We start from the raw sequence: 18931 nt of genomic DNA, 5'->3' as shown, positions 1-18931 counted from the left end.
GGTCCTGCGAGTCCCTGCCGAGACCCACATCACAGTCTGGCACCGGGGTCTGACAACGCCTCCCGAACCGGCCCCGACCAGCGCCGCCGAAGGCCCGCGCGGCCGGGCCGGCGGCCCGCGAAAACTGGTTGCAAGTCACCGCTAGACTGGTCCGTATGGCAATTCTCCTCGTGCATTAGACGGCACCGGCACCCGTCCGTGCCGCCCCGTCGGCACCCGCCCGTGCCGGGTGCGGGGCGCGCCGCGCGGCCGTGATCATTCCCGTCCTTTCCGCTGTCCTCACCTGCCCTGGAGTCTTCCCGTGATCACCGCCTCCGGCCTTGAGCTGCGCGCCGGCGCCCGCGTCCTCATCGAATCCGCCTCCTTCCGTATCGCCAAGGGCGACCGGATCGGTCTCGTCGGCCGCAACGGCGCCGGCAAGACGACCCTCACCAAGGTCCTGGCGGGCGAGGGCATCCCGGCCGCCGGCACGGTCACCCGCTCCGGCGATGTCGGCTACCTGCCGCAGGACCCGCGCACCGGCGACCTGGACGTGCTCGCCCGCGACCGCATCCTGTCGGCCCGCGGCCTGGACGAGGTCCTGCGCAAGATGCGCGAGAACGAGGACCGGATGTCCAACGGCAAGGGCGCCACCCGCGAGAAGGCGATGAAGAAGTACGAGCGCCTGGAGACGGAGTTCCTGACCAAGGGCGGGTACGCGGCCGAGGCGGAGGCCGCGACCATCGCCGCCAGCCTGGGCCTGCCCGACCGCATCCTCGGCCAGCCCCTGCACACCCTCTCCGGCGGCCAGCGGCGCCGCGTCGAGCTGGCCCGGATCCTCTTCTCGGACTCCGACACCCTGCTCCTGGACGAGCCGACCAACCACCTCGACGCCGACTCCATCGTCTGGCTGCGCGACTACCTGAAGACGTACCGCGGCGGCTTCATCGTGATCTCCCACGACGTCGACCTGGTCGAGACCGTGGTGAACAAGGTGTTCTACCTGGACGCCAACCGCTCCGAGATCGACATCTACAACATGGGCTGGAAGCTCTACCAGCAGCAGCGCGAGGCCGACGAGAAGCGCCGCAAGCGCGAGCGCGCCAACGCCGAGAAGAAGGCCGCGCAGCTGCATTCGCAGGCCGACAAGATGCGGGCCAAGGCCACCAAGACCGTCGCCGCGCAGAACATGGCCAAGCGCGCCGACAAGCTCCTCGCCGGGCTGGACGCCAAGCGCGTCTCCGACAAGGTCGCCAAGCTGCGTTTCCCCGACCCCGCGCCCTGCGGCAAGACCCCGCTCACCGCCGAGGGTCTGTCCAAGTCGTACGGCTCGCTGGAGATCTTCACCGACGTCGACCTGGCCATCGACAAGGGCTCCCGGGTCGTCATCCTCGGCCTGAACGGCGCGGGCAAGACGACGCTGCTGCGGCTGCTGGCGGGCGTCGAGAAGCCGGACACCGGCGAGGTGCGCCCCGGGCACGGCCTGAAGCTGGGCTACTACGCCCAGGAGCACGAGACGCTGGACCCGGACCGTACGGTCCTGGAGAACATGCGCTCCGCGGCGCCGGACATGGACCTGGTCGACATCCGCAAGACGCTCGGCTCCTTCCTCTTCTCCGGCGACGACGTCGACAAGCCCGCCGGCGTGCTGTCCGGCGGCGAGAAGACCCGCCTGGCGCTGGCCACCCTGGTCGTCTCCTCCGCCAACGTGCTGCTCCTGGACGAGCCGACGAACAACCTCGACCCGGCCAGCCGCGAGGAGATCCTCGGCGCGCTGCACACCTTCACCGGCGCGGTGGTCCTGGTCTCCCACGACGAGGGCGCCGTGGACGCCCTCCAGCCGGAGCGCATCATCCTGCTTCCGGACGGCGTCGAGGACCTGTGGGGCCAGGACTACGCGGACCTGGTGGCGCTGGCCTGAGGCCGGGCGGGATCAAGGACGTATGGATCATTCGGCCGACGGGTGATCCATCATCTGAGTGAGAGCGGCTCGTACATCGGCGAGCCTCCCTGTGACGGCCGGGCGCTGTGGCCCCGGCCGTCATCATTTCGTACAACCCCCCTCTGACCTGCCTGTTCTCCGAGAATTCAGCGTGCGGAGCGTTCGAATTCCGAAAGGAATCCCTGATTCCAAGGGTCAATACGGCGCCTCTGACGGCAAACGATGTCCTACGGACCTTGCTGAATGGGTGGCCAGGAAGCCCGCGAGGGGTGATCATGAGAGTCCAGAGCGCACTTCCCACGAGGAGGCACGGGTGGCCGAGACTCTGAAGAAGGGCAGCCGGGTAACCGGCGCCGCGCGCGAGAAGCTCGCGGCAGACCTGAAGAAGAAGTACGACTCCGGAGCGAGCATCCGGGCGCTGGCCGAAGAGACCGGCCGCTCCTACGGGTTCGTGCACCGGATGCTCAGCGAATCCGGTGTGACCCTGCGTGGTCGTGGCGGAGCGACCAGGGGCAAGAAGGCCGCCTCGGCCTGACCGAGGCGGTCGGCGGTTCCGGGAGCTACGGTGCCACCCGGTCGGTCGAGCAGGCGACCGGGTGGTTACTGTTCAGTCACTTAAGCACGCAAGTGCGGTCGGCTGACTCGGAGGCGCCCCATGACTCTGCTCGACAAGGACGGTGTGCGGCTCACCGTGGACGACGTGATCGCCACGGTGACCCTCGCCGGACCGGCCAAGCGCAACGCGCAGTCGCCCGCCCTGTGGCGGGCGCTGGCGGAGGCCGGATCACTGCTGCCGGGAGACGTCCGGATCGTGGTGCTGCGCGGCGAGGGCAAGTCCTTCTCCGCCGGCCTGGACCGGCAGGCGTTCACGCCCGAAGGCTTCGACGGCGAACCGTCCTTCATCGACATGGCACGTGGCTCGGACAGCGAACTGGACGCCACGATCGCCGAGTACCAGGAAGCGTTCACCTGGTGGCGTCGCACCGACCTGGTGTCGATAGCCGCTGTCCAGGGGCATGCGATCGGCGCGGGCTTCCAGCTGGCGCTCGCCTGTGACCTGCGGGTGTGCGCCGACGACGCGCAGTTCGCCATGCGCGAGACCAGCCTGGGCCTGGTGCCGGACCTGACCGGCACCCACCCCTTGGTCGCGCTCGTCGGCTACGCCCGCGCGCTGGAGATCTGCGCCACGGGCCGCTTCGTGCACGCCGACGAGGCCGAGCGCATCGGCCTGGCCAACCTCGTCGTGCCCGCCGCCGACCTCGACGGCGCCGTCGCCGACCTGGCGGGCGCCCTGGCCGCCGCGCCGCGCGACGCCGTCATCGAGACCAAGGCCCTGCTGATGGGCGCCGCCGCCCGTACGTACGACGAGCAGCGGGCCGCCGAACGGGCCGCCCAGGCACGCCGCCTGCGGGACCTGGCGGGGCTGGGGGAGTAAGCCTCAGGGCGCGGCGGCCGGTTCGAGGGCGGCGACGAGCACCGCGACGGTGGGCCGGTCCCCGGCGGCCGCCGCCTCGACCGCGCCGCGTACCGCCCGCGCCACCTCCAGCGTCCGCCGGTCCGCCGCCGCGGCCAGTTGGACCAGTACGTGCCCGCGCTCCTCGCGCACCGGGCGGGACAGCGCCCCCAGGGCCGGTACGAGCCGGACGACGCCCGGTACGCCCAGCACCGCCGTCTCCAGGGGACCGGCGTCGTCCGCCGTGGCCCCGTACGCTCCCTGGACACCGCCGCTTTCGGCCGTGCCGGTCTCCCCGGCCCCGTTTCCGTGCCCGCCCCCGCGTCCGTCCTCGTCCTCGTCCTCGTCCTCGTCGAGAAGGTCCGTGGCCCGCAGGTCGACGGCGGACACCTCCAGCCCCAGCCGGTCGGCGGCGCAGGCCAGCAGCGCGTCGCGCAGCAGCTCCGCGGTGGCCGGGACCGGCCGGACGGGCGTGGCCGCGAACTCGGCATCGATCCGCAGCGGCCCCGGCGGCAGCGCACTCGGCGGCGCGGGAACCGCCGGCTCCGGCGCGGCGCCGGCGTCCTCCAGAGAGAGCCGCAACGTACCGACACGGAGTCCGGGCAGCGCGTCGCCGGCCGCCCGCAGCACCCCGGCGGCCGCCCGTTCGGCGATCCACGAGCCGTCCGCCGGGCTGCCGAGCGGCAGCAACCGGCCCAGCCCGAGCTGCTGCCGTACCGCTGTCACCAACTGGTCACCGGCCACCGGCCGTCACCTCTTTCCCGAACGGTTCCTCCACCTTGCCGCACACCCGCGCGTGCGGCAGGGTCGCGTACCCCGAATGGCCGCAAATGGTGCACCCCGCTGCCGCATCCCCGCAGCGGGCACGGGGAAGCGGACTTACTGTGGAAAACGGAGCGGCTCAGAGCTCCGCCCCTCGGAAGGGACGAACGGCGATGACCGAGAGCGCACAAGGCAACCGGCCCGAGCCCAGGACCGGCGACTCGCCGGGCAAGACACTGGGTGCCAAGCGGGGCGGCGGCGACCCCGCGACCCGCGGACGGACGACCATCGCCGACGGGGTCGTGGAGAAGATCGCCGGAATGGCGGCCCGCGACGTGGTGGGCGTACACGCGATGGGCAGCGGCTTCGCCCGCACGCTCGGCGCGGTGCGCGACCGGGTGCCCGGCGGCAGCAAGTCGGTGACCCGCGGCGTCAAGGCCGAGGTCGGCGAGGTGCAGACCGCGCTGGACCTGGAGATCGTCGTCGAGTACGGCGTCTCCATCGCGGACCTCGCCAGAGCCGTCAGGGAGAACGTGATCTCCGCCGTCGAGCGCATGACGGGCCTGGAGGTCGTCGAGGTCAACATCGCGGTGAGCGACGTGAAGCTGCCCGACGACGAGGAGGACGAGGACGACGAGGAGCCGCGGCTCCAGTAACCGGGCGGGGAACGAACGGACGGACAAGCCGAGGCTCCTGAGGGCCCGGCCGGGGCGGTAGCGAAGGGAAGCGCGGACATGAGCATGGCCGTGGTCGGTCTGTTGGCCGGAATGGCGCTGGGCTTCGCCGGATACTTCGGCGGCTTCGGAGCCTTCGTACTGGTGGCGGCACTGGGCGCCATCGGATTCATCGTGGGGAGATTCGTGGACGGGGACCTGGAACCCGGCGAGTTCTTCCGGACGCATACGGGCGACCGCGGCGACCGGCGGAGGTGACGCCCGGTGGCGACCGTGACCCCGGCGGCCGCCGCGCCCGGCGCCGCGCACCCCGTCGTCCCGGCGGGTGAGCGGGGCGCCACGCGGGTCGCGGACCGGGTCGTGGCGAAGATCGCCGCGCAGGCGGCGCGCGAGGCCCTGCGCGAGGCCTCCACCGCGCCCACCGACGCCCACGCGTCGGTGACGGTGCGCCGGCGCGACGGGCGGCAGGACTTCGGCGAGGCCCGGGTACGGGTGGCCGTGGAACTGGGCTACCCCTCCGACATCGGCGCCCAGTGCGGCGCCGTGCGCCGCCAGGTCTCCCAGCGGGTGCGGGAGCTGGCGGGGATGTCCGTGCCCGAGATCGCCGTACAGGTCGAGCGGCTGCACGCGCCCCAGTGGGAGCGGGCGGGCCGCGGGAGGGTGCGATGAACGACGACGATCCCGACCTGCGCCGCACCGAGCGGCTGCCCACCCTCGACAAGCCGGCGGGCGCCACCCAGGACCCGGCGGCCGAACCGGCGCGCACGGACCCGGCGGACACCGGCGGGCAGCCCGGCCAGGAGACGGACGGCGGCGGGCGGGCCCGGCGCTTCTGGGCGGCCCGCCGGGTGCCGTCCGTGCTGGCCGCCCTGGTCCTCCTCGGCGCCGCCGGACTGCTGCTCTACGACGTGGCCGCGGTGCGCGCCGACCATCCCGCGATGGCCTGGCGCAAGCGCCTCGCCGCGGAGCTGGCGGCCCGTCACCTGGACGACGTGTGGGTGCTGGCGGGCGCCGCGGTGGCCGTGGTCCTCGGCGTCTGGCTGGTGCTGCTCGCGGTGACGCCCGGCCTGCGGGCCGTGCTGCCGATGCGGCGCTCGACACCGGGCGTACGGGGCGGCCTGGACCGCGCGGCGGCCGCGCTGGTGCTCCGCGACCGGGCCATGGAGGTGCCGGGCGTGCAGGCCGTACGGGTCGCCGTCGGCCGCCGCCGGGCCAAGGCGCGCGCGGTCTCGCACTTCCGTGAACTGTACGAGGTACGGGGTGACCTGGAAACGGCGCTCGGCGACGGCCTGCGGCAGCTGGGCCTCGCCCGGCGGCTCGCGCTGTCCGTACGGGTCCGCCGGTCGGCGAAGAGGTGAGCACGGCGATGCGCAAGACCCTGCGAACGGTCAACCGGGTGCTGCTCGCCCTGGCGGGGCTGGTCCTGATCGGCGTCGGCGGCACGGTGCTCGCCGGCGGCCTCGACCTGCCGCGCAAGTGGGGCTTCGGCATGCCGTCCGGCTGGCGCTGGTCCGGGCCCGGCGACGTCCTGCTGCGGGCCGAGGACCGGACGCGCTGGACGGACAGCGGCTGGTGGTGGCCGGTGGTCATCGCCGCGCTGGCCGTGCTCGTACTGCTGGCGCTGTGGTGGCTGCTGTCCCAGTTCCGCCGGCACCGGCTGCGCGAGATGCTCGTGGACAGCGGCGACGGCGAGGGCGCTCAGTTGCGCGGCCGCGCGCTGGAGAGCGTGCTGGCGGCGGAGTCGGAGTCGCTGGAGGGCGTGAACCGGGCCCGGGTGCTGCTGACCGGACGGCGTACGGAGCCGCGGGTACGGGTCGGTCTGGCGCTCGCCCCGCACGCGGAGCCCTGTGCCGTGGTCGCGCGGCTCTCCTCGGAGGCGATCGAGCGCGCGCGCACCTCGGCCGGGCTGGAGCGGCTGCCCGCCGAGGTACGGCTGCGGGCGGTCAAGCACCGGGCCGAGCGGGTGAGTTAGCCACCGGGCCCGTGCGGCGCCCGCCGGGCGCCGCACGGCCGGCCGTGGTCAGAAGCCGCGCCGGGCGCCGCCGTCCACCGGCACCATCACGCCCGTGACGTACGAGGCCGCCGGCGACAGCAGGAACGCGGTGGTGCGGCCGAACTCCTCCGGTTCGCCGTAGCGGCGCAGCGGGATCGCCGCGCTGTTGCGGGCGCGGGCCTCCTCGGGGTTTCCGGACAGCGCGTCCAGCTGCGTCAGCCGGTCCGTGGCGATCCGTCCCGGCAGGACGCCGAAGACCCGGATGCCGCGCGGGCCCAGCTCGTCGGCGAGCGCCTTGGCGTAGCCCGCCAGGCCAGGCCGCAGGCCGTTGGAGATGGCCAGCCCGTTGACCGGTTCGTAGACGGAGCTGGACAGGACGAAGCCGATCGCGCCGCCGTCGCCGAGCGCGGCGGACGCCGTGCGGGCGAGCCGTACCGCTCCGAGGAAGACCGTCTCGAAGGCGGCCTGCCACTGCTCGTCGGTGTTCTCGGTGGGCTGTCCTGGCGGCGGGCCGCCGACGCTGACGAGGATGCCGTCGAGCCGGCCGAAGTGCTCGCGGGCCGTCTCGACCAGGCGCGCGGCGGCGGTGGGGTCGGCGTTGTCCGCCGCGACGCCGTGCGCCCGGTCGCCGAGCGAGGCGGCGGCGGTCCGCGCGCTGTCCTCCGTACGGCCGGTGAGCACGACGTTCGCGCCGTCGGCGACGAGTTCGCGCGCGGTGGCCAGGCCCAGGCCGCGGGTGGCGCCGGTGACGATGTAGGTCCGGTCGGTGAGTCCTAGATCCATAGGGGTCAGTCTGCCCCGCCGCACCCGAACATGGTGAAGGCGGTACCGATGAGGCCGATGTGGCTGAACGCCTGGGGGAAGTTGCCCAGCTGGCGGCCGGCGACCGGGTCGTACTCCTCCGCCAGCAGCCCCAGGTCGTTGGGCAGTTCCAGCAGCCGGTCGAACAGCTCGCGGGCCTCCTCCGGCCGCCCGGTCAGATGCAGGGCCTCGGCGAGCCAGAACGAGCACACCAGGAACGCGCCCTCGCCGCCCGGCAGCCCGTCCACGGTGGTGGCGTCGGCGCTGTAGCGCCGTATCAAGCCGCCGTGCGCCAGTTCCCCGCGGACCGCGTCGACCGTGCCGACGACCCGCGGATCGTCGCCGGGCAGGAAGCCGAGGCGGGGGATCAGCAGGGTCGCCGCGTCCAGCAGGTCCGAGCCGTAGGACTGGGTGAAGGTGTTGCGCTCCGCGTCGTACCCCTTCTCGCACACCTCGCGGTGCACCTCGTCGCGCATCGCGCGCCAGCGCCCGACGTCCCCCTCCAGCTCGGGCCGGGACTCGGCCGCCTTGACGGCGCGGTCGGCGGCCACCCACGCCATGATCTTGGAGTGCACGAAGTGCCGGCGGGGCCCGCGGACCTCCCACAGCCCCTCGTCCGGTTCGCGCCAGTGGCACTCCAGGAAGTCCAGCAGCGCGCGCTGGATGTTCCAGGCGTGCGGTTTGGAGGGCAGGCCCGCGACGCGCGCGATGTGGAAGGAGTCCAGCACCGCGCCGTAGACGTCGAGCTGCCGCTGGTCGACGGCGGCGTTGCCGATGCGTACGGGAGTGGAGCCGGCGTAGCCGCCGAGCCAGGGCAGCTCGGTCTCCGGCAGCCGCCGCTCGCCGCCCAGGCCGTACATGATCTGGAGGTCGGCCGGGTTGCCGGCCGCGGCGCGCAGCAGCCAGTCCCGCCAGGCCGCCGCCTCTTCGGTGTATCCGGCGGTCACCAGGGAGTTGAGGGTCAGCGTGGCGTCGCGCAGCCAGCAGAAGCGGTAGTCCCAGTTGCGCACGCCGCCCAGCTCCTCGGGCAGCGAGGTGGTGGGTGCCGCGACGATGCCGCCGGTGGGGGCGAAGGTGAGGGCCTTGAGCGTGATCAGCGAGCGCAGCACCTCCGCGCGGTGGGGCCCGTCGTAGCGGCAGCGCGCCGACCACGCCTGCCAGTCCTCAAGGGTGTTCTCCAGCGCCTCGTACGGGTCGATCACGGCCGGGCGCGGCTCGTGCGAGGGGTGCCAGGTCAGCACGGATGCCACCCGCTCGCCGGCCGCGACGGTGAACTCCGAGCGGGTGCTGAACCCCTGCCCGTAGGTCTTGACCTCGGGTTCGGTGCGCAGCCATACGGAGTCGGGCCCGGCCACCGCGACGCGGCAGTCGCCGACGTGCCGGACCCAGGGCACGACCAGGCCGTAGTCGAAGCGCAGCCGCAGCACCCCCTGCATGGCGACGTCGCCCTCCAGGCCCTCCACGATGCGCACGACGTCCGGCGCGCGGTCGCGTTGCGGCATGAAGTCGGTGACCCGCACCCGGCCGGTGCCGGTGTGCCAGACGGTGTCCAGGACGAGGGAGTCGCCGCGGTAGGAGCGTTCGGGGCGGGCGTCGGGGCCGGCGGGGGCGAGCAGCCAGTGCCCGTTCTCCCGGTCGCCGAGCAGCGCCGCGAAACAGGCGGCGGAGTCGAAGTGGGGCAGGCACAACCAGTCGACCGAGCCGTCGCGGCCGACCAGGGCGGCGGTCTGCAGGTCACCGATGAGCGCGTAGTCCTCGATGGGTGCGTGCACGCGGCGCCCCTTCCGTCAGCGGCCGGCGGCTATTCGGTGCTGGCGACTGTACGGCCCGGGTGCGCGGCAGGGGCGGATTCGGCGGTGTCGGCGCCCCCGGCGGCGGCCGCGAGCCGGTCCCGCCGCTCCCGGCGGACCAGGACGAACCAGCCGACGGGCACCGCGGCGGCGAACAGCCACCACTGGACCGCGTACGCCATGTGCGGGCCGATGCTGTCGTGGTCCGGCTCGGGCACCGGCTCGGGCTTGCCGCCGGGCGGCTTCGGCGCGGTCTGCTCGATGTAGCCGCCGAGGACCGGGCGGTGCAGGGCCGCTGCCTGCCGCTCGCTGTTGATCAGCATGACCTGGCGCTCCGGCAGGCCGCGCTTGTCCTTGATACCGCTGCCCTCGGTGGTCTCGTCCGCCATCATCCGGCCGGTGACGGTGACCTGGCCCTTGGGGGCCGCGGGCACCTCGGGGAAGCGGGTGAGGTCGTTGCCGGCGGCGATCCAGCCGCGGTTGACCAGGACGGTGGCGCCCTTGCGTCCCTGGTCCAGCACCAGCGGGGTCAGCACGTAGTAGCCGATGGTCTGCTCGTCGGCGGCGGTCCGCTGGCGGACCACGACCTCGTGCTCCGTGTCGTACGTGCCGGTGGCGGTGACCCGGCGCCACATGTCGTCGCGGGGCAGCTTCCGGCCGGGGGCGGTCAGGTCGGTGACCGGCACCGGACGGGCGTGCAGGTTGTCCGAGATGAGCTGGTTCTGCGCGACCCGGTGTTCGTGGCGGTGGAACTGCCAGAAGCCCAGCTTGATCATCACTGGGATCAGCACGAGGCCCACGAGGGTGAGGATCACCCACTGCCGGGACAACAGGAAGCGGTACACCCCATGAAGGTACAACTCCGGCGTCCGGCCCCTCCGAGCCGGGGTCGGCCGAGCCCCTCAGACCCGGTCGACGATGCCCGCCTGCCCCTCCGCGCGGGCGCAGTGGGCGCCGCAGAACCACCGCCCGGCGGCCTCCACGCCCTGGCCGATGATCTGGCACCGGCAGTGCTCGCAGATCGGCGCCATGCGGTGGATGGCGCAGGAGAAGCAGTCGAAGACGTGCACCGCGCCCTGTGCGTGCACCTCGAACGTCATGCCGTATTCGTTTCCGCAGACCTCACAACGTGCCATGCGCCACAGGGTGCGGGTGCGACGGGCGGCGGGGCGAGCCTGCCCCAGGCGTGTTGTGGGGCTTCACCCGGACGCAGGCGCCGGGGCCACGTCCTGGAGGAGCTGCATGAAGGCCGCCTCGTCGATCACCGGCGTGCCGAAGGAGGCGGCCTTGGCGGTCTTGGACGTGCGCGCGTCGGGGTCGTTGGTGACCAGCAGGCTGGTCAGCCGGGAGACGCTGGTGGCCACATGCAGGCCGGCCTCGATCGCCCGGTCCTCCAGCAGCTCGCGGTCGACGGAGGTGTCGCCGGAGAACGCCACCCGCATGCCCTGCACGAGACGGGCGCCGGGCTCGTACCGCCCCGGGTTCGGGTACGGGCAGGCGGGCCGCTTGCGTGCCGGGCGCCAGCTCGTCGGGCGGTAGGCGGCAGCGGCGGGCCGCTGCCGGGGCGCCGCCGGTCCTTCGGCCCACTCGGTGAGCGGCTGGCAGGCCAGCAGCGGCAGGCGCAGGTTGGCCTGGGCGGCCAGCCGCAGGCTGGGGCGGAACGCCTCGGCGAGCACCCGCGCGTCGTCGAGCGCGTGGTGGGCGTGCTGCTGCACGACGCCGTAGTGGGCGGCGAGGGACTCCAGTTTGTGGTTGGGCAGCGGCAGCCGCAGCTCCTTGGAGAGCGCGATCGTGCACAGCCGCTGCCGCACGGGGGCCTCGGCCTCGGCGCGGGCGTACTCGCGGGCGATCATCGACCAGTCGAACATCGCGTTGTGCGCGACCAGGACGCGCCCCTCCAGCCGCTTCGACAGCTCGGGGACGATCTCCGGGAAGAGCGGCGCGGCGGACAGCACGTCGCTCGTCAGGCCGTGGATCCACACCGGGCCCGGGTCCCGCTCCGGGTTGACCAGGGTGTACCAGTGGTCCTCGACCTCGCCGTGGGTGTCGAGCCGGTACACGGCGGCGGACACTATCCGGTCGTCGCGGGCCAGGCCGGTGGTCTCCACGTCGACGACCGCGTACCCCTTCGGGTACGCGTCCGGCCAGGAGGTCGCGGCCTCCGGAGGGGACGGCTGCTGCCCGATCGCCGGGGTGATCGGGCGGGCTGCTGCCATACGGTCTTCGAGCATGGTCACTGAGGATACGGGCCCCCACTGACAACACCACCGCCCTCCCCGCCCCCGCCGGGTCCGCGCCCGCACGCCGGGTGGCGGGCCTGCGTGAACGCGGGGCGGCTCGCCGTCCGTTGGGCCCCGAACGGGGGAAGCGGCCACGCGGTGGCGCGCGGTCCCCTCCCGTGTCGGGCTGCCGCCGGACCCCTCCTGTGGCGTTAAGTCGCAAAGGTCCGGTTCGCGGTGGTGCATACGGAAGGCCCGCCGCTGACACCCCGTCTTACATACTTCTCGGTAACCACCCCTAGCGAGGCCCCCGTCGGCGCCTCTATGGTGCCGACATGCCGCACCTGCCCGATGTCGTGCTGTGGTCCGTGCCCGCCTTCGTCCTGCTCACCGTCGTGGAGATGGTGAGCTACCGGCTGCGTCCCGACGAGGAAGCGGCCGGGTACGCGGCGAAGGACGCGGCGACCAGCGTCGGTATGGGACTGGGCAGCCTCGTCTTCGACGCGCTGTGGAAGATCCCGATCGTGGCGGTCTACTCGGCCGTCTACACGCTGACGCCGCTGCGGGTGCCCGTGCTGTGGTGGACGCTGCCGCTGATGCTGCTCGCGCAGGACTTCTTCTACTACTGGTCGCACCGCGGCCACCACGTCATCCGCGTCCTGTGGGCCTGCCACGTGGTGCACCACTCCAGCGAGAAGTTCAACTTCACCACCGCGCTGCGCCAGCCCTGGACGACCTGGACCGTCTGGCCGTTCTACGTACCGATGATCGCGCTCGGCGTGCACCCGGCCGCGGTCGCGTTCTGCTCGGGGACCAACCTCGTCTACCAGTTCTGGGTGCACACCGAGCGCGTCGGCAAGCTGCCCAGGCCGTTCGAGTACGTCCTGAACACGCCCTCCCACCACCGGGTGCACCACGCCTCGCAAGGCGGCTACCTGGACCGCAACTTCGGCGGCATCCTCATCATTTGGGACCGGGTGTTCGGCTCGTTCGTGCCGGAGACGGAACGGCCGGTGTACGGGCTCACCAAGAACATCAACACCTACAACCCGCTGCGGGTCGCCACCCACGAGTACGCGGCCATCGCGCGCGACGTGCGGGCCGCGGGCAGTTGGAGCGAGCGGGCGGGGCGGGTGTTCCGGGGGCCGGGGTGGCAGCCGGCCGGTACCGGGGCACCGGACACGGTCAAGGCGCCCAAGGCCGCCGAGACCGCCGCCGCGAAGGAGCCCGCCACGAAGGAGCCCGTCGCGTGACGACCACCGCACGGACGGCGCGGGTCCTGCTCGGCGCCTTCGCCGTGCTCGCCGTCGTCCACCTCGGCGCGCTGCTCACCGCCGCGACCACCGTCGCCCACCTGACCAAGCCCGCGCTGATGCCGGTGCTGGCCGCGTACGTGCTGGCGGCCGGCGCGCCCCGGCTGCTCGCCGCCGCGCTGCTCTTCGGCTGCGGCGGCGACACCCTCCTCCAGACCGGCGACGACGGGCTGTTCCTCGTCGGCATGGGCTCCTTCGCCGCCGGGCACGTCTGCTACCTGGTGCTCTTCGCCCGGCGCGGCGCGTTCCCCGGCGGGCGCCGGCTCTCCGGACCGCTCGCCGCCGGATACGCGGCCGCCTGGCTCGGGGCCGTCGCCCTGCTGTGGCCCGACCTGGCGGCGGACCTGCGCGGGCCGGTGGCCGGGTACAGCCTGCTGCTCACCGCGACGGCGTTCGGCGCCCTGCGGCTCGGCCCGGGGGCCGCGCTCGGCGGGCTGCTCTTCCTGTTCTCCGACACGCTGCTCGCCACAGGTCTGGCCCACTGGCAGCAGCCGCCCGCCGCCCAGTTCTGGGTCATGCTGACCTACACGGCGGCCCAGTACGCGCTGGCCGACGGCGTACGGCGGGCGTACGCGGGGCGCGAACGGACCGGGGGCGCCGGTACCACACGGGCGTACGGTGAGGTGCGTAGTACAACCGTCTGAAGTGCAAGGAACGTACGTATGCGCGCCACCACCATCCACGCACCCCGTGACATCCGCGTCGAGGAGGTGCCGGACGCCGCGGTCAGGGAGCCGGGGGACGCGGTGGTGCGGGTGCTGCGGGCCTGTATATGCGGCAGCGACCTGTGGGCCTACCGGGGCGAGACCCACCGCGAGTGCGGGCAGCGGATCGGCCACGAGTTCCTCGGCACGGTCGAGGAGACCGGCCCCGCGGTGTCCGGCTTCCGCCCGGGCGACCTCGTCGTCGCGCCCTTCACCTGGTCCGACGGCGTGTGCGAGTTCTGCGCCGAGGGCCTGACGACCTCCTGCGAGCACGGCGGCTTCTGGGGCGGCACCCCCGGCTCGGACGGCGGCCAGGGCGAGGCCGTCCGTGTCCCGTACGCCGACGGCACCCTGGTCGGGCTGCCCGCCGACGCGGCCGGCGACGACCGGCTGCTCACCGCGCTGCTCTCGCTCTCCGACGTGCTCGGCACCGGCCACCACGCGGCGGTCGGCGCGGGCGTACGGCCCGGCGCGACGGTCGCGGTGGTCGGCGACGGCGCGGTCGGCCTGTGCGGTGTGCTCGCCGCCAGGCGGCTGGGTGCCGAGCGGATCATCGCGCTCGGCCGGCACACCGCCCGTACCGACCTGGCCCGCACCTTCGGCGCCACCGACGTGGTCGCCGAGCGCGGCGACGCGGCCGTGGCCGCGGTCCGCGAGCTGACCGGCGGCCGCGGCGCGCACGCCGTCATCGAGGCCGTCGGCACCGAGCAGTCCATGGCCACGGCCGTCGGCATCACCCGCCCGGGCGGCGCCATCGGCTGGGTCGGCGTCCCGCACGGCAGCGGCAGCGGCCTGGACATGGGGACGCTGTTCCAGAACAACATCGCGGTACGTGGCGGTGTCGCCCCCGTCCGCTCCTACATCCCCGAGCTGCTGCCCGACGTCCTGGACGGCACCGTCGACCCGTCGCCGGTCTTCGACCTGACCGTGGACCTCGACGGCGTGCCCGACGGCTACCGCGCCATGGACGACCGCAGCGCACTGAAGGTACTGGTCAAGCCCTGACCGGCGAAGACGCCTCGGGGGCCGGGCGGTGTCCCGCCCGGCCCCCACCGGACCGTCACCGGTCCTTCAGGCGCTTCAGTCCCGGACCGCGTCCAGGGCGTCCACGATGCCGTAGCCGTAGTGGCCGTTGACGTGCTGCGTACCGGTGCACGTCTTGTCGGCGGCCGGGCAGCCCGGGTTGTCGGCCTGCATCTTCAGGAGCCACTGGATCTCCTGCGGGCTGGACTTGGGGTGGGTGCCCTTCAGCAGCGCCACGACACCGGCGACGTGCGGGCTGGCCATCGAGGTGCCCTGCAGGTAGCCGTAGTCACCGCCGGGCATGGTGGACAGGATGCCACCGTGCTTGGCGGGCAGCTCCGGGACCTGGCGGTTGTCGCCGCCCGGCGCCGCCACGTCGATCACGCCGTTGCCGTAGTTCGAGAAGTACGACTTCAGGCCCTTCACGCCCGTCGAGGCCACCGTGACGGTGCCCGGCAGCTGCGTCGGCACGTCCCAGCACTTCTTCGGGTCGATGGTGCGCGTGACCGGCGTCGAGTCGTTCGGGCTGCCGGTGTCGGTCAGCTGCGCCGCCGCCAGGTCCATGTTGGAGTTGCCGGCCGCGGCGACGTTCACCACGCCCTTGCCCTCGGCGTACTTCGCGGCCCGGCCGACGGCGTCCACGATGGCGCCCTGGTCCAGGTCGTCCTTGCAGTTGAACATCCACGGGTCGACGAAGTAGCTGTTGTTCGTCACCTTGGCGCCGTGGTCGGCCGCGAAGACGAAGGCGCACACCACGCTCTCGGCGTAGAACAGGCTCGTCTTGGGCTCGCTGACCTTGATGGCGGAGAGCTTCACACCCGGTGCCACACCGGCCACGCCGACACCGTTGCGCGCGGCGGCGATGCTGCCCGCGACGTGCGTGCCGTGGTAGTCCTCGGCCGGGTCGTACGGGCGCCAGGCGCCGGGGGAGGTGTCCGCCACGCCGCCTACGCAGTTCGCCGACTGCTTGGGGGCGAAGTTGGGCTTCAGGTCGGGGTGGGTGTCGTCCACGCCGGTGTCGATGACGGCGACGGTGACCTTCTTGCTGCCCTCGTCGATCTTCGCGGCCTGGTCCGCCTTGATGGCGGGGAGGTCCCACTGGAGGGGCTCCAGCGGCTCCTGGTCGTCGCCCTTGGCCGTGGCCGCGCGGGCCGCCTTGGCCGCCTTGTCGGCGGTGAGCTTCTCGACCTTCTGGGGCTTGCCGACGTCCGTGGTGCCGGACGCCTTGAGCGGCGCGGTACGGGTGGCGCCGGCGGACTGCACGCCGGGCGCCTTGCGTATGGTGGCCGCGAACAGCGGGTTCGCCGAGTGGACGACGATCACGCCTATCTTCTCGTGGGCGACGATCACCTTCCCGCCGGCCTTGGTTATCGCCTTCGACACCTGGCCGACCGAGGCACGGCCGGGCGTGGCGTTGACGACGTACGAGAGCAGCGGGCCGTCGGCGGTGACGGCGGCCGGGGCCGCGTCCTGGGGGGCGGCGGTGGCCGCGCCCGGCAGGAAGCCGAGGGATGCCGTCAGGGCCAGTCCGAGCGGTACGGCCAGCGCCCGCACCCGTCTGGATCGGGGATGCGCCATGGGTACTCCACCTCATCCGTGAAACCGCCCGCACACGGGTCGCGTGCGGGCAGGTGAATACCGCCGTACGGGGGAATGGCCCCGTCGCGCGGCAAGTCCCCGTGAAGTTATCCGTGTCGACCACGGAACATCAATGGATCAGGGAGAAAACCTGCCACAAGCCGCGGATTGATGCCCCGTCAGTAACGCGCGTCCCGCGTCAGGACGTATGCCGCAGCGACGCCAGGCTCAGCGGCGGCAGTGGCAGCCGCGGGCCGTACCAGCGCCCCGGGGCCGCCCGGACGGGGCGCCGGAGGGCCGCCGAGGGCGCGACGGGGGCGGCCAGCCGCACGGTTCCGTACGGGCGGCGGCCGGGCCCCGTGGGCTCGGCGGGCGGCGTGGAGGTCACACGCTGCCCAACGAACGGGCCCCGCCGCGGTGGCGGCCGGCACCCGCGCTTCCTGCGGAATTCAACCAACCGACCTCTGTCGCTTCGCATGCCACCCCTCTACGATGCGTGATCCGAATCACTTACGCACCCTTTATCGTCGGGCTCCGTCGTCCGTACCTACGCAACCGCTACGCAACCGGGAGATTCCGTGAGCACCGCACCGCCCACCGATCCGGGGTCGCACCGGCCGCCGGACTTCGCCGAGGTCCAGACGAGCCCGGAATTCACCGAACTGCGCCGTTCCTACCGTTCGTTCGCCTTTCCGCTCACCGTGGCGTTCATCGCCTGGTACCTGCTGTACGTGCTGCTTTCCAGCTACGCGGGCGGCTTCATGGGCACCAAGGTCTTCGGCAACGTCAACGTGGCGTTCGTCCTGGGCGTCGCACAGTTCGTGACCACCTTCCTCATCGCCTGGTGGTACTCCCGGCACGCCGCCGCGAACCTGGACCCGAAGGCCGAAGCGATCAAGTCCCGCCTGGAGGGTGGCGCATGAGCCCGGCCCAGCAGCTCGCCACCGGCGCACAGCAGCTCGCGGCGGGCGGCGCCGGCGAGCACCGGGCGCTGATCATCACGCTGTTCGCGGTGTTCGTCGCCGGCACCCTGGGCATCACCGTCTGGGCCGGCCGGCAGACCAAGGGCGCCGAGGACTTCTACGCGGGCGGCCGCCAGTTCAGCGGCTTCCAGAACGGCCTGGCGATCTCCGGTGACTACATGTCCGCCGCGTCCTTCCTGGGCATCGCCGGCGCCATCGCCCTCTTCGGCTACGACGGGTTCCTGTACTCCATCGGCTTCCTCGTCGCCTGGCTCGTGGCGCTGCTGCTGGTCGCCGAGCCGCTGCGCAACTCCGGGCGCTTCACGATGGGCGACGTCCTCGCGTACCGGATGCGTCAGCGCCCGGTCCGCACCGCCGCCGGCGTCTCGACGATCGTCGTCTCGATCTTCTACCTGCTCGCCCAGATGGCGGGCGCCGGCGCCCTGGTCACGCTGCTGCTCGGCATCACCAGCGAGACCGGCAAGATCCTGGTCGTCGTCCTGGTCGGCATCGTGATGATCCTGTACGTGTCCATCGGCGGCATGAAGGGCACCACCTGGGTCCAGATGGTCAAGGCCGTCCTGCTGATCGCGGGCACCCTGCTCATCACGTTCCTGGTGATGCTCAAGTTCGACTTCAACATCTCCACACTCCTGGGCAAGGCGGCCGAGGAGAGCGGCAAGGGCGCCGCCTTCCTGGAGCCGGGGCTGAAGTACGGCGTGACCGCCACCTCGAAGATCGACTTCATCTCGCTGGGCATCGCGCTGGTCCTGGGCACCGCGGGCCTGCCGCACATCCTCATCCGCTTCTACACCGTGCCCACCGCCAAGGCCGCCCGTAAGTCCGTGAACTGGGCGATCGGCATCATCGGCGTCTTCTACCTGATGACCATCGCGCTGGGCTTCGGCGCCGCCGCCCTCATCAAGCCCGCCACGATCGTCGCGTCCAACAAGGCGGGCAACACGGCGGCACCGCTGCTCGCCCAGGAGATCGGCGGCGGCGCCGACTCCACCGGCGGCGCGATCCTGCTGGCCGTGATCTCGGCGGTGGCCTTCGCGACCATCCTCGCGGTCGTCGCCGGGCTCACCCTGGCCTCGTCCTCGTCCTTCGCCCACGACCTGTACGTCAACGTCATCCGCAAGGGCCAGGCGACCGAGAAGGAGGAGGTGCGCGCGGCACGCTGGGCGACCGTGGGCATCGGCGCCGTCGCCATCGTCCTCGGCGTCTTCGCGCGCGGCCTGAACGTCGCGGGGCTGGTGGCCCTCGCCTTCGCCGTCGCGGCCTCCGCCAACCTGCCGACGATCCTCTACAGCCTGTTCTGGAAGCGGTTCACCACCCAGGGCGCACTGTGGTCCATCTACGGCGGCCTGGTCTCCTCGGTGCTGCTGGTGCTCTTCTCGCCGGTCGTCTCCGGCAAGCCCACCTCGATGTTCCCCGGCGTGGACTTCCACTTCTTCCCGCTGGAGAACCCCGGCCTGATCTCCATCCCGCTGGGCTTCCTGCTGGGCTGGCTCGGTTCGCTGCTGTCCAAGGAGGAGCCGGACGTGAAGAAGTACGCCGAGCTGGAGGTGCGCTCGCTGACCGGCACCGGGGCCCACTGACCCGGGCAGGCTCCTGTACGGGAGGCGGGTGGGGGGGGGGGGGGGGGGGCCCCCAAACCCCGCCCCCCCCCCCCCGTGCAGCAAACAAGGCGAAGTGGGTGAGAAACCCCCACGGCCAGCAGGCAAAAGAAAGAAAA

21 protein-coding genes are annotated in these 18931 nt (G+C 72.7%); 13 read left to right on the top strand and 8 right to left on the bottom strand.

Annotation, left to right across the window (positions count from 1 at the left end; all coding sequences use genetic code 11):
• Positions 1–301 precede the first annotated feature (301 nt).
• The 3 genes from abc-f to ACH4K4_RS17245 all read left to right on the top strand — a co-directional run bounded on the left by abc-f (position 302) and on the right by ACH4K4_RS17245 (position 3356).
• The gene (abc-f, locus tag ACH4K4_RS17255; protein WP_398168108.1) at positions 302–1900 is read left to right on the top strand and encodes a ribosomal protection-like ABC-F family protein; all 1599 of its coding nucleotides are present in this window, start codon (positions 302–304) and stop codon (positions 1898–1900) included.
• A 334-nt stretch (positions 1901–2234) separates the two neighbouring features.
• Positions 2235–2456, top strand: coding sequence for a helix-turn-helix domain-containing protein (locus ACH4K4_RS17250; RefSeq protein WP_030021347.1), 222 nt, complete (start codon positions 2235–2237; stop codon positions 2454–2456).
• A 120-nt stretch (positions 2457–2576) separates the two neighbouring features.
• Entirely contained in the window at positions 2577–3356 is a 780-nt protein-coding gene (locus ACH4K4_RS17245) for an enoyl-CoA hydratase/isomerase family protein (protein ID WP_398168107.1), read from the top strand.
• Positions 3357–3359: 3 nt separating this feature from the next.
• Here the strand turns inward: ACH4K4_RS17245 and ACH4K4_RS17240 are convergent, their stop codons facing one another.
• Positions 3360–4118, bottom strand: a complete 759-nt coding sequence (locus ACH4K4_RS17240) for a hypothetical protein (RefSeq protein ID WP_398168106.1) — start codon at positions 4116–4118, stop codon at positions 3360–3362.
• Between the two features lie 191 nt (positions 4119–4309).
• On the opposite strand from ACH4K4_RS17240, the gene ACH4K4_RS17235 reads away from it, so the two are divergent.
• The 5 genes from ACH4K4_RS17235 (at position 4310) to amaP (ending at position 6782) form a co-directional block, all read left to right on the top strand.
• On the top strand, positions 4310–4792 hold the full coding sequence (locus tag ACH4K4_RS17235) for an Asp23/Gls24 family envelope stress response protein (protein ID WP_398168105.1): 483 nt from the start codon (positions 4310–4312) through the stop codon (positions 4790–4792).
• 78 nt (positions 4793–4870) lie between these two features.
• A complete protein-coding gene (locus ACH4K4_RS17230) occupies positions 4871–5068 on the top strand; it encodes a hypothetical protein (RefSeq protein WP_398168104.1) in 198 nt (65 codons plus the stop codon).
• Positions 5069–5074: 6 nt separating this feature from the next.
• Positions 5075–5479 carry a hypothetical protein gene (locus tag ACH4K4_RS17225; RefSeq protein ID WP_398168103.1) on the top strand — a complete coding sequence of 135 codons (405 nt, stop codon included), beginning with the start codon at positions 5075–5077 and terminating at the stop codon, positions 5477–5479.
• Positions 5476–6168: a DUF6286 domain-containing protein gene (locus tag ACH4K4_RS17220; RefSeq protein ID WP_398168102.1), complete on the top strand. Its 693-nt coding sequence runs from the start codon at positions 5476–5478 to the stop codon at positions 6166–6168. The genes ACH4K4_RS17225 and ACH4K4_RS17220 overlap by 4 nt, the downstream gene beginning before the upstream one ends.
• Before the next feature lie 8 nt (positions 6169–6176).
• The gene (amaP, locus tag ACH4K4_RS17215; RefSeq protein WP_398168100.1) at positions 6177–6782 is read left to right on the top strand and encodes an alkaline shock response membrane anchor protein AmaP; all 606 of its coding nucleotides are present in this window, start codon (positions 6177–6179) and stop codon (positions 6780–6782) included.
• Between the two features lie 48 nt (positions 6783–6830).
• Here the strand turns inward: amaP and ACH4K4_RS17210 are convergent, their stop codons facing one another.
• The 5 genes from ACH4K4_RS17210 to ACH4K4_RS17190 all read right to left on the bottom strand — a co-directional run bounded on the left by ACH4K4_RS17210 (position 6831) and on the right by ACH4K4_RS17190 (position 11625).
• The gene (locus tag ACH4K4_RS17210; RefSeq protein WP_398168099.1) at positions 6831–7586 is read right to left on the bottom strand and encodes an SDR family oxidoreductase; all 756 of its coding nucleotides are present in this window, start codon (positions 7584–7586) and stop codon (positions 6831–6833) included.
• A 5-nt stretch (positions 7587–7591) separates the two neighbouring features.
• A complete protein-coding gene (locus ACH4K4_RS17205; protein ID WP_398168097.1) occupies positions 7592–9376 on the bottom strand; it encodes a glycoside hydrolase family 15 protein in 1785 nt (594 codons plus the stop codon).
• 29 nt (positions 9377–9405) lie between these two features.
• Positions 9406–10239: an SURF1 family protein gene (locus tag ACH4K4_RS17200; protein WP_398168095.1), complete on the bottom strand. Its 834-nt coding sequence runs from the start codon at positions 10237–10239 to the stop codon at positions 9406–9408.
• A 57-nt stretch (positions 10240–10296) separates the two neighbouring features.
• Positions 10297–10530, bottom strand: coding sequence for a hypothetical protein (locus ACH4K4_RS17195; RefSeq protein ID WP_063726112.1), 234 nt, complete (start codon positions 10528–10530; stop codon positions 10297–10299).
• A 63-nt stretch (positions 10531–10593) separates the two neighbouring features.
• Positions 10594–11625, bottom strand: coding sequence for a DEDDh family exonuclease (locus tag ACH4K4_RS17190; RefSeq protein WP_398168094.1), 1032 nt, complete (start codon positions 11623–11625; stop codon positions 10594–10596).
• A 323-nt stretch (positions 11626–11948) separates the two neighbouring features.
• Between ACH4K4_RS17190 and ACH4K4_RS17185 the strand changes: the two genes are divergently transcribed.
• The 3 genes from ACH4K4_RS17185 to ACH4K4_RS17175 are packed head-to-tail and all read left to right on the top strand — an operon-like array spanning position 11949 to position 14635.
• Positions 11949–12866: a sterol desaturase family protein gene (locus tag ACH4K4_RS17185; protein ID WP_398168093.1), complete on the top strand. Its 918-nt coding sequence runs from the start codon at positions 11949–11951 to the stop codon at positions 12864–12866.
• A complete protein-coding gene (locus ACH4K4_RS17180; RefSeq protein ID WP_398168091.1) occupies positions 12863–13570 on the top strand; it encodes a lysoplasmalogenase in 708 nt (235 codons plus the stop codon). Before ACH4K4_RS17185 ends, ACH4K4_RS17180 begins: the two co-directional genes overlap by 4 nt.
• A gap of 18 nt (positions 13571–13588) precedes the next feature.
• Entirely contained in the window at positions 13589–14635 is a 1047-nt protein-coding gene (locus ACH4K4_RS17175; protein ID WP_398168090.1) for a zinc-dependent alcohol dehydrogenase family protein, read from the top strand.
• Between the two features lie 75 nt (positions 14636–14710).
• Here the strand turns inward: ACH4K4_RS17175 and ACH4K4_RS17170 are convergent, their stop codons facing one another.
• Positions 14711–16231 carry a S8 family serine peptidase gene (locus ACH4K4_RS17170; protein ID WP_398168088.1) on the bottom strand — a complete coding sequence of 507 codons (1521 nt, stop codon included), beginning with the start codon at positions 16229–16231 and terminating at the stop codon, positions 14711–14713.
• A 199-nt stretch (positions 16232–16430) separates the two neighbouring features.
• The gene (locus ACH4K4_RS17165; protein ID WP_398168087.1) at positions 16431–16619 is read right to left on the bottom strand and encodes a hypothetical protein; all 189 of its coding nucleotides are present in this window, start codon (positions 16617–16619) and stop codon (positions 16431–16433) included.
• A 190-nt stretch (positions 16620–16809) separates the two neighbouring features.
• On the opposite strand from ACH4K4_RS17165, the gene ACH4K4_RS17160 reads away from it, so the two are divergent.
• Both ACH4K4_RS17160 and ACH4K4_RS17155 read left to right on the top strand, forming a co-directional pair.
• On the top strand, positions 16810–17154 hold the full coding sequence (locus ACH4K4_RS17160) for a DUF485 domain-containing protein (RefSeq protein ID WP_398168086.1): 345 nt from the start codon (positions 16810–16812) through the stop codon (positions 17152–17154).
• Positions 17151–18794: a cation acetate symporter gene (locus ACH4K4_RS17155; RefSeq protein WP_398168085.1), complete on the top strand. Its 1644-nt coding sequence runs from the start codon at positions 17151–17153 to the stop codon at positions 18792–18794. Before ACH4K4_RS17160 ends, ACH4K4_RS17155 begins: the two co-directional genes overlap by 4 nt.
• The last annotated feature ends 137 nt before the right edge of the window (positions 18795–18931 follow it).

Source organism: Streptomyces sp. NPDC017529 (genome assembly GCF_044329785.1).
Classification (GTDB): domain Bacteria; phylum Actinomycetota; class Actinomycetes; order Streptomycetales; family Streptomycetaceae; genus Streptomyces.
The sequence above is the reverse complement of the archived record's forward strand: the minus strand, read 5'-3'. Positions and strand labels throughout refer to the sequence as shown.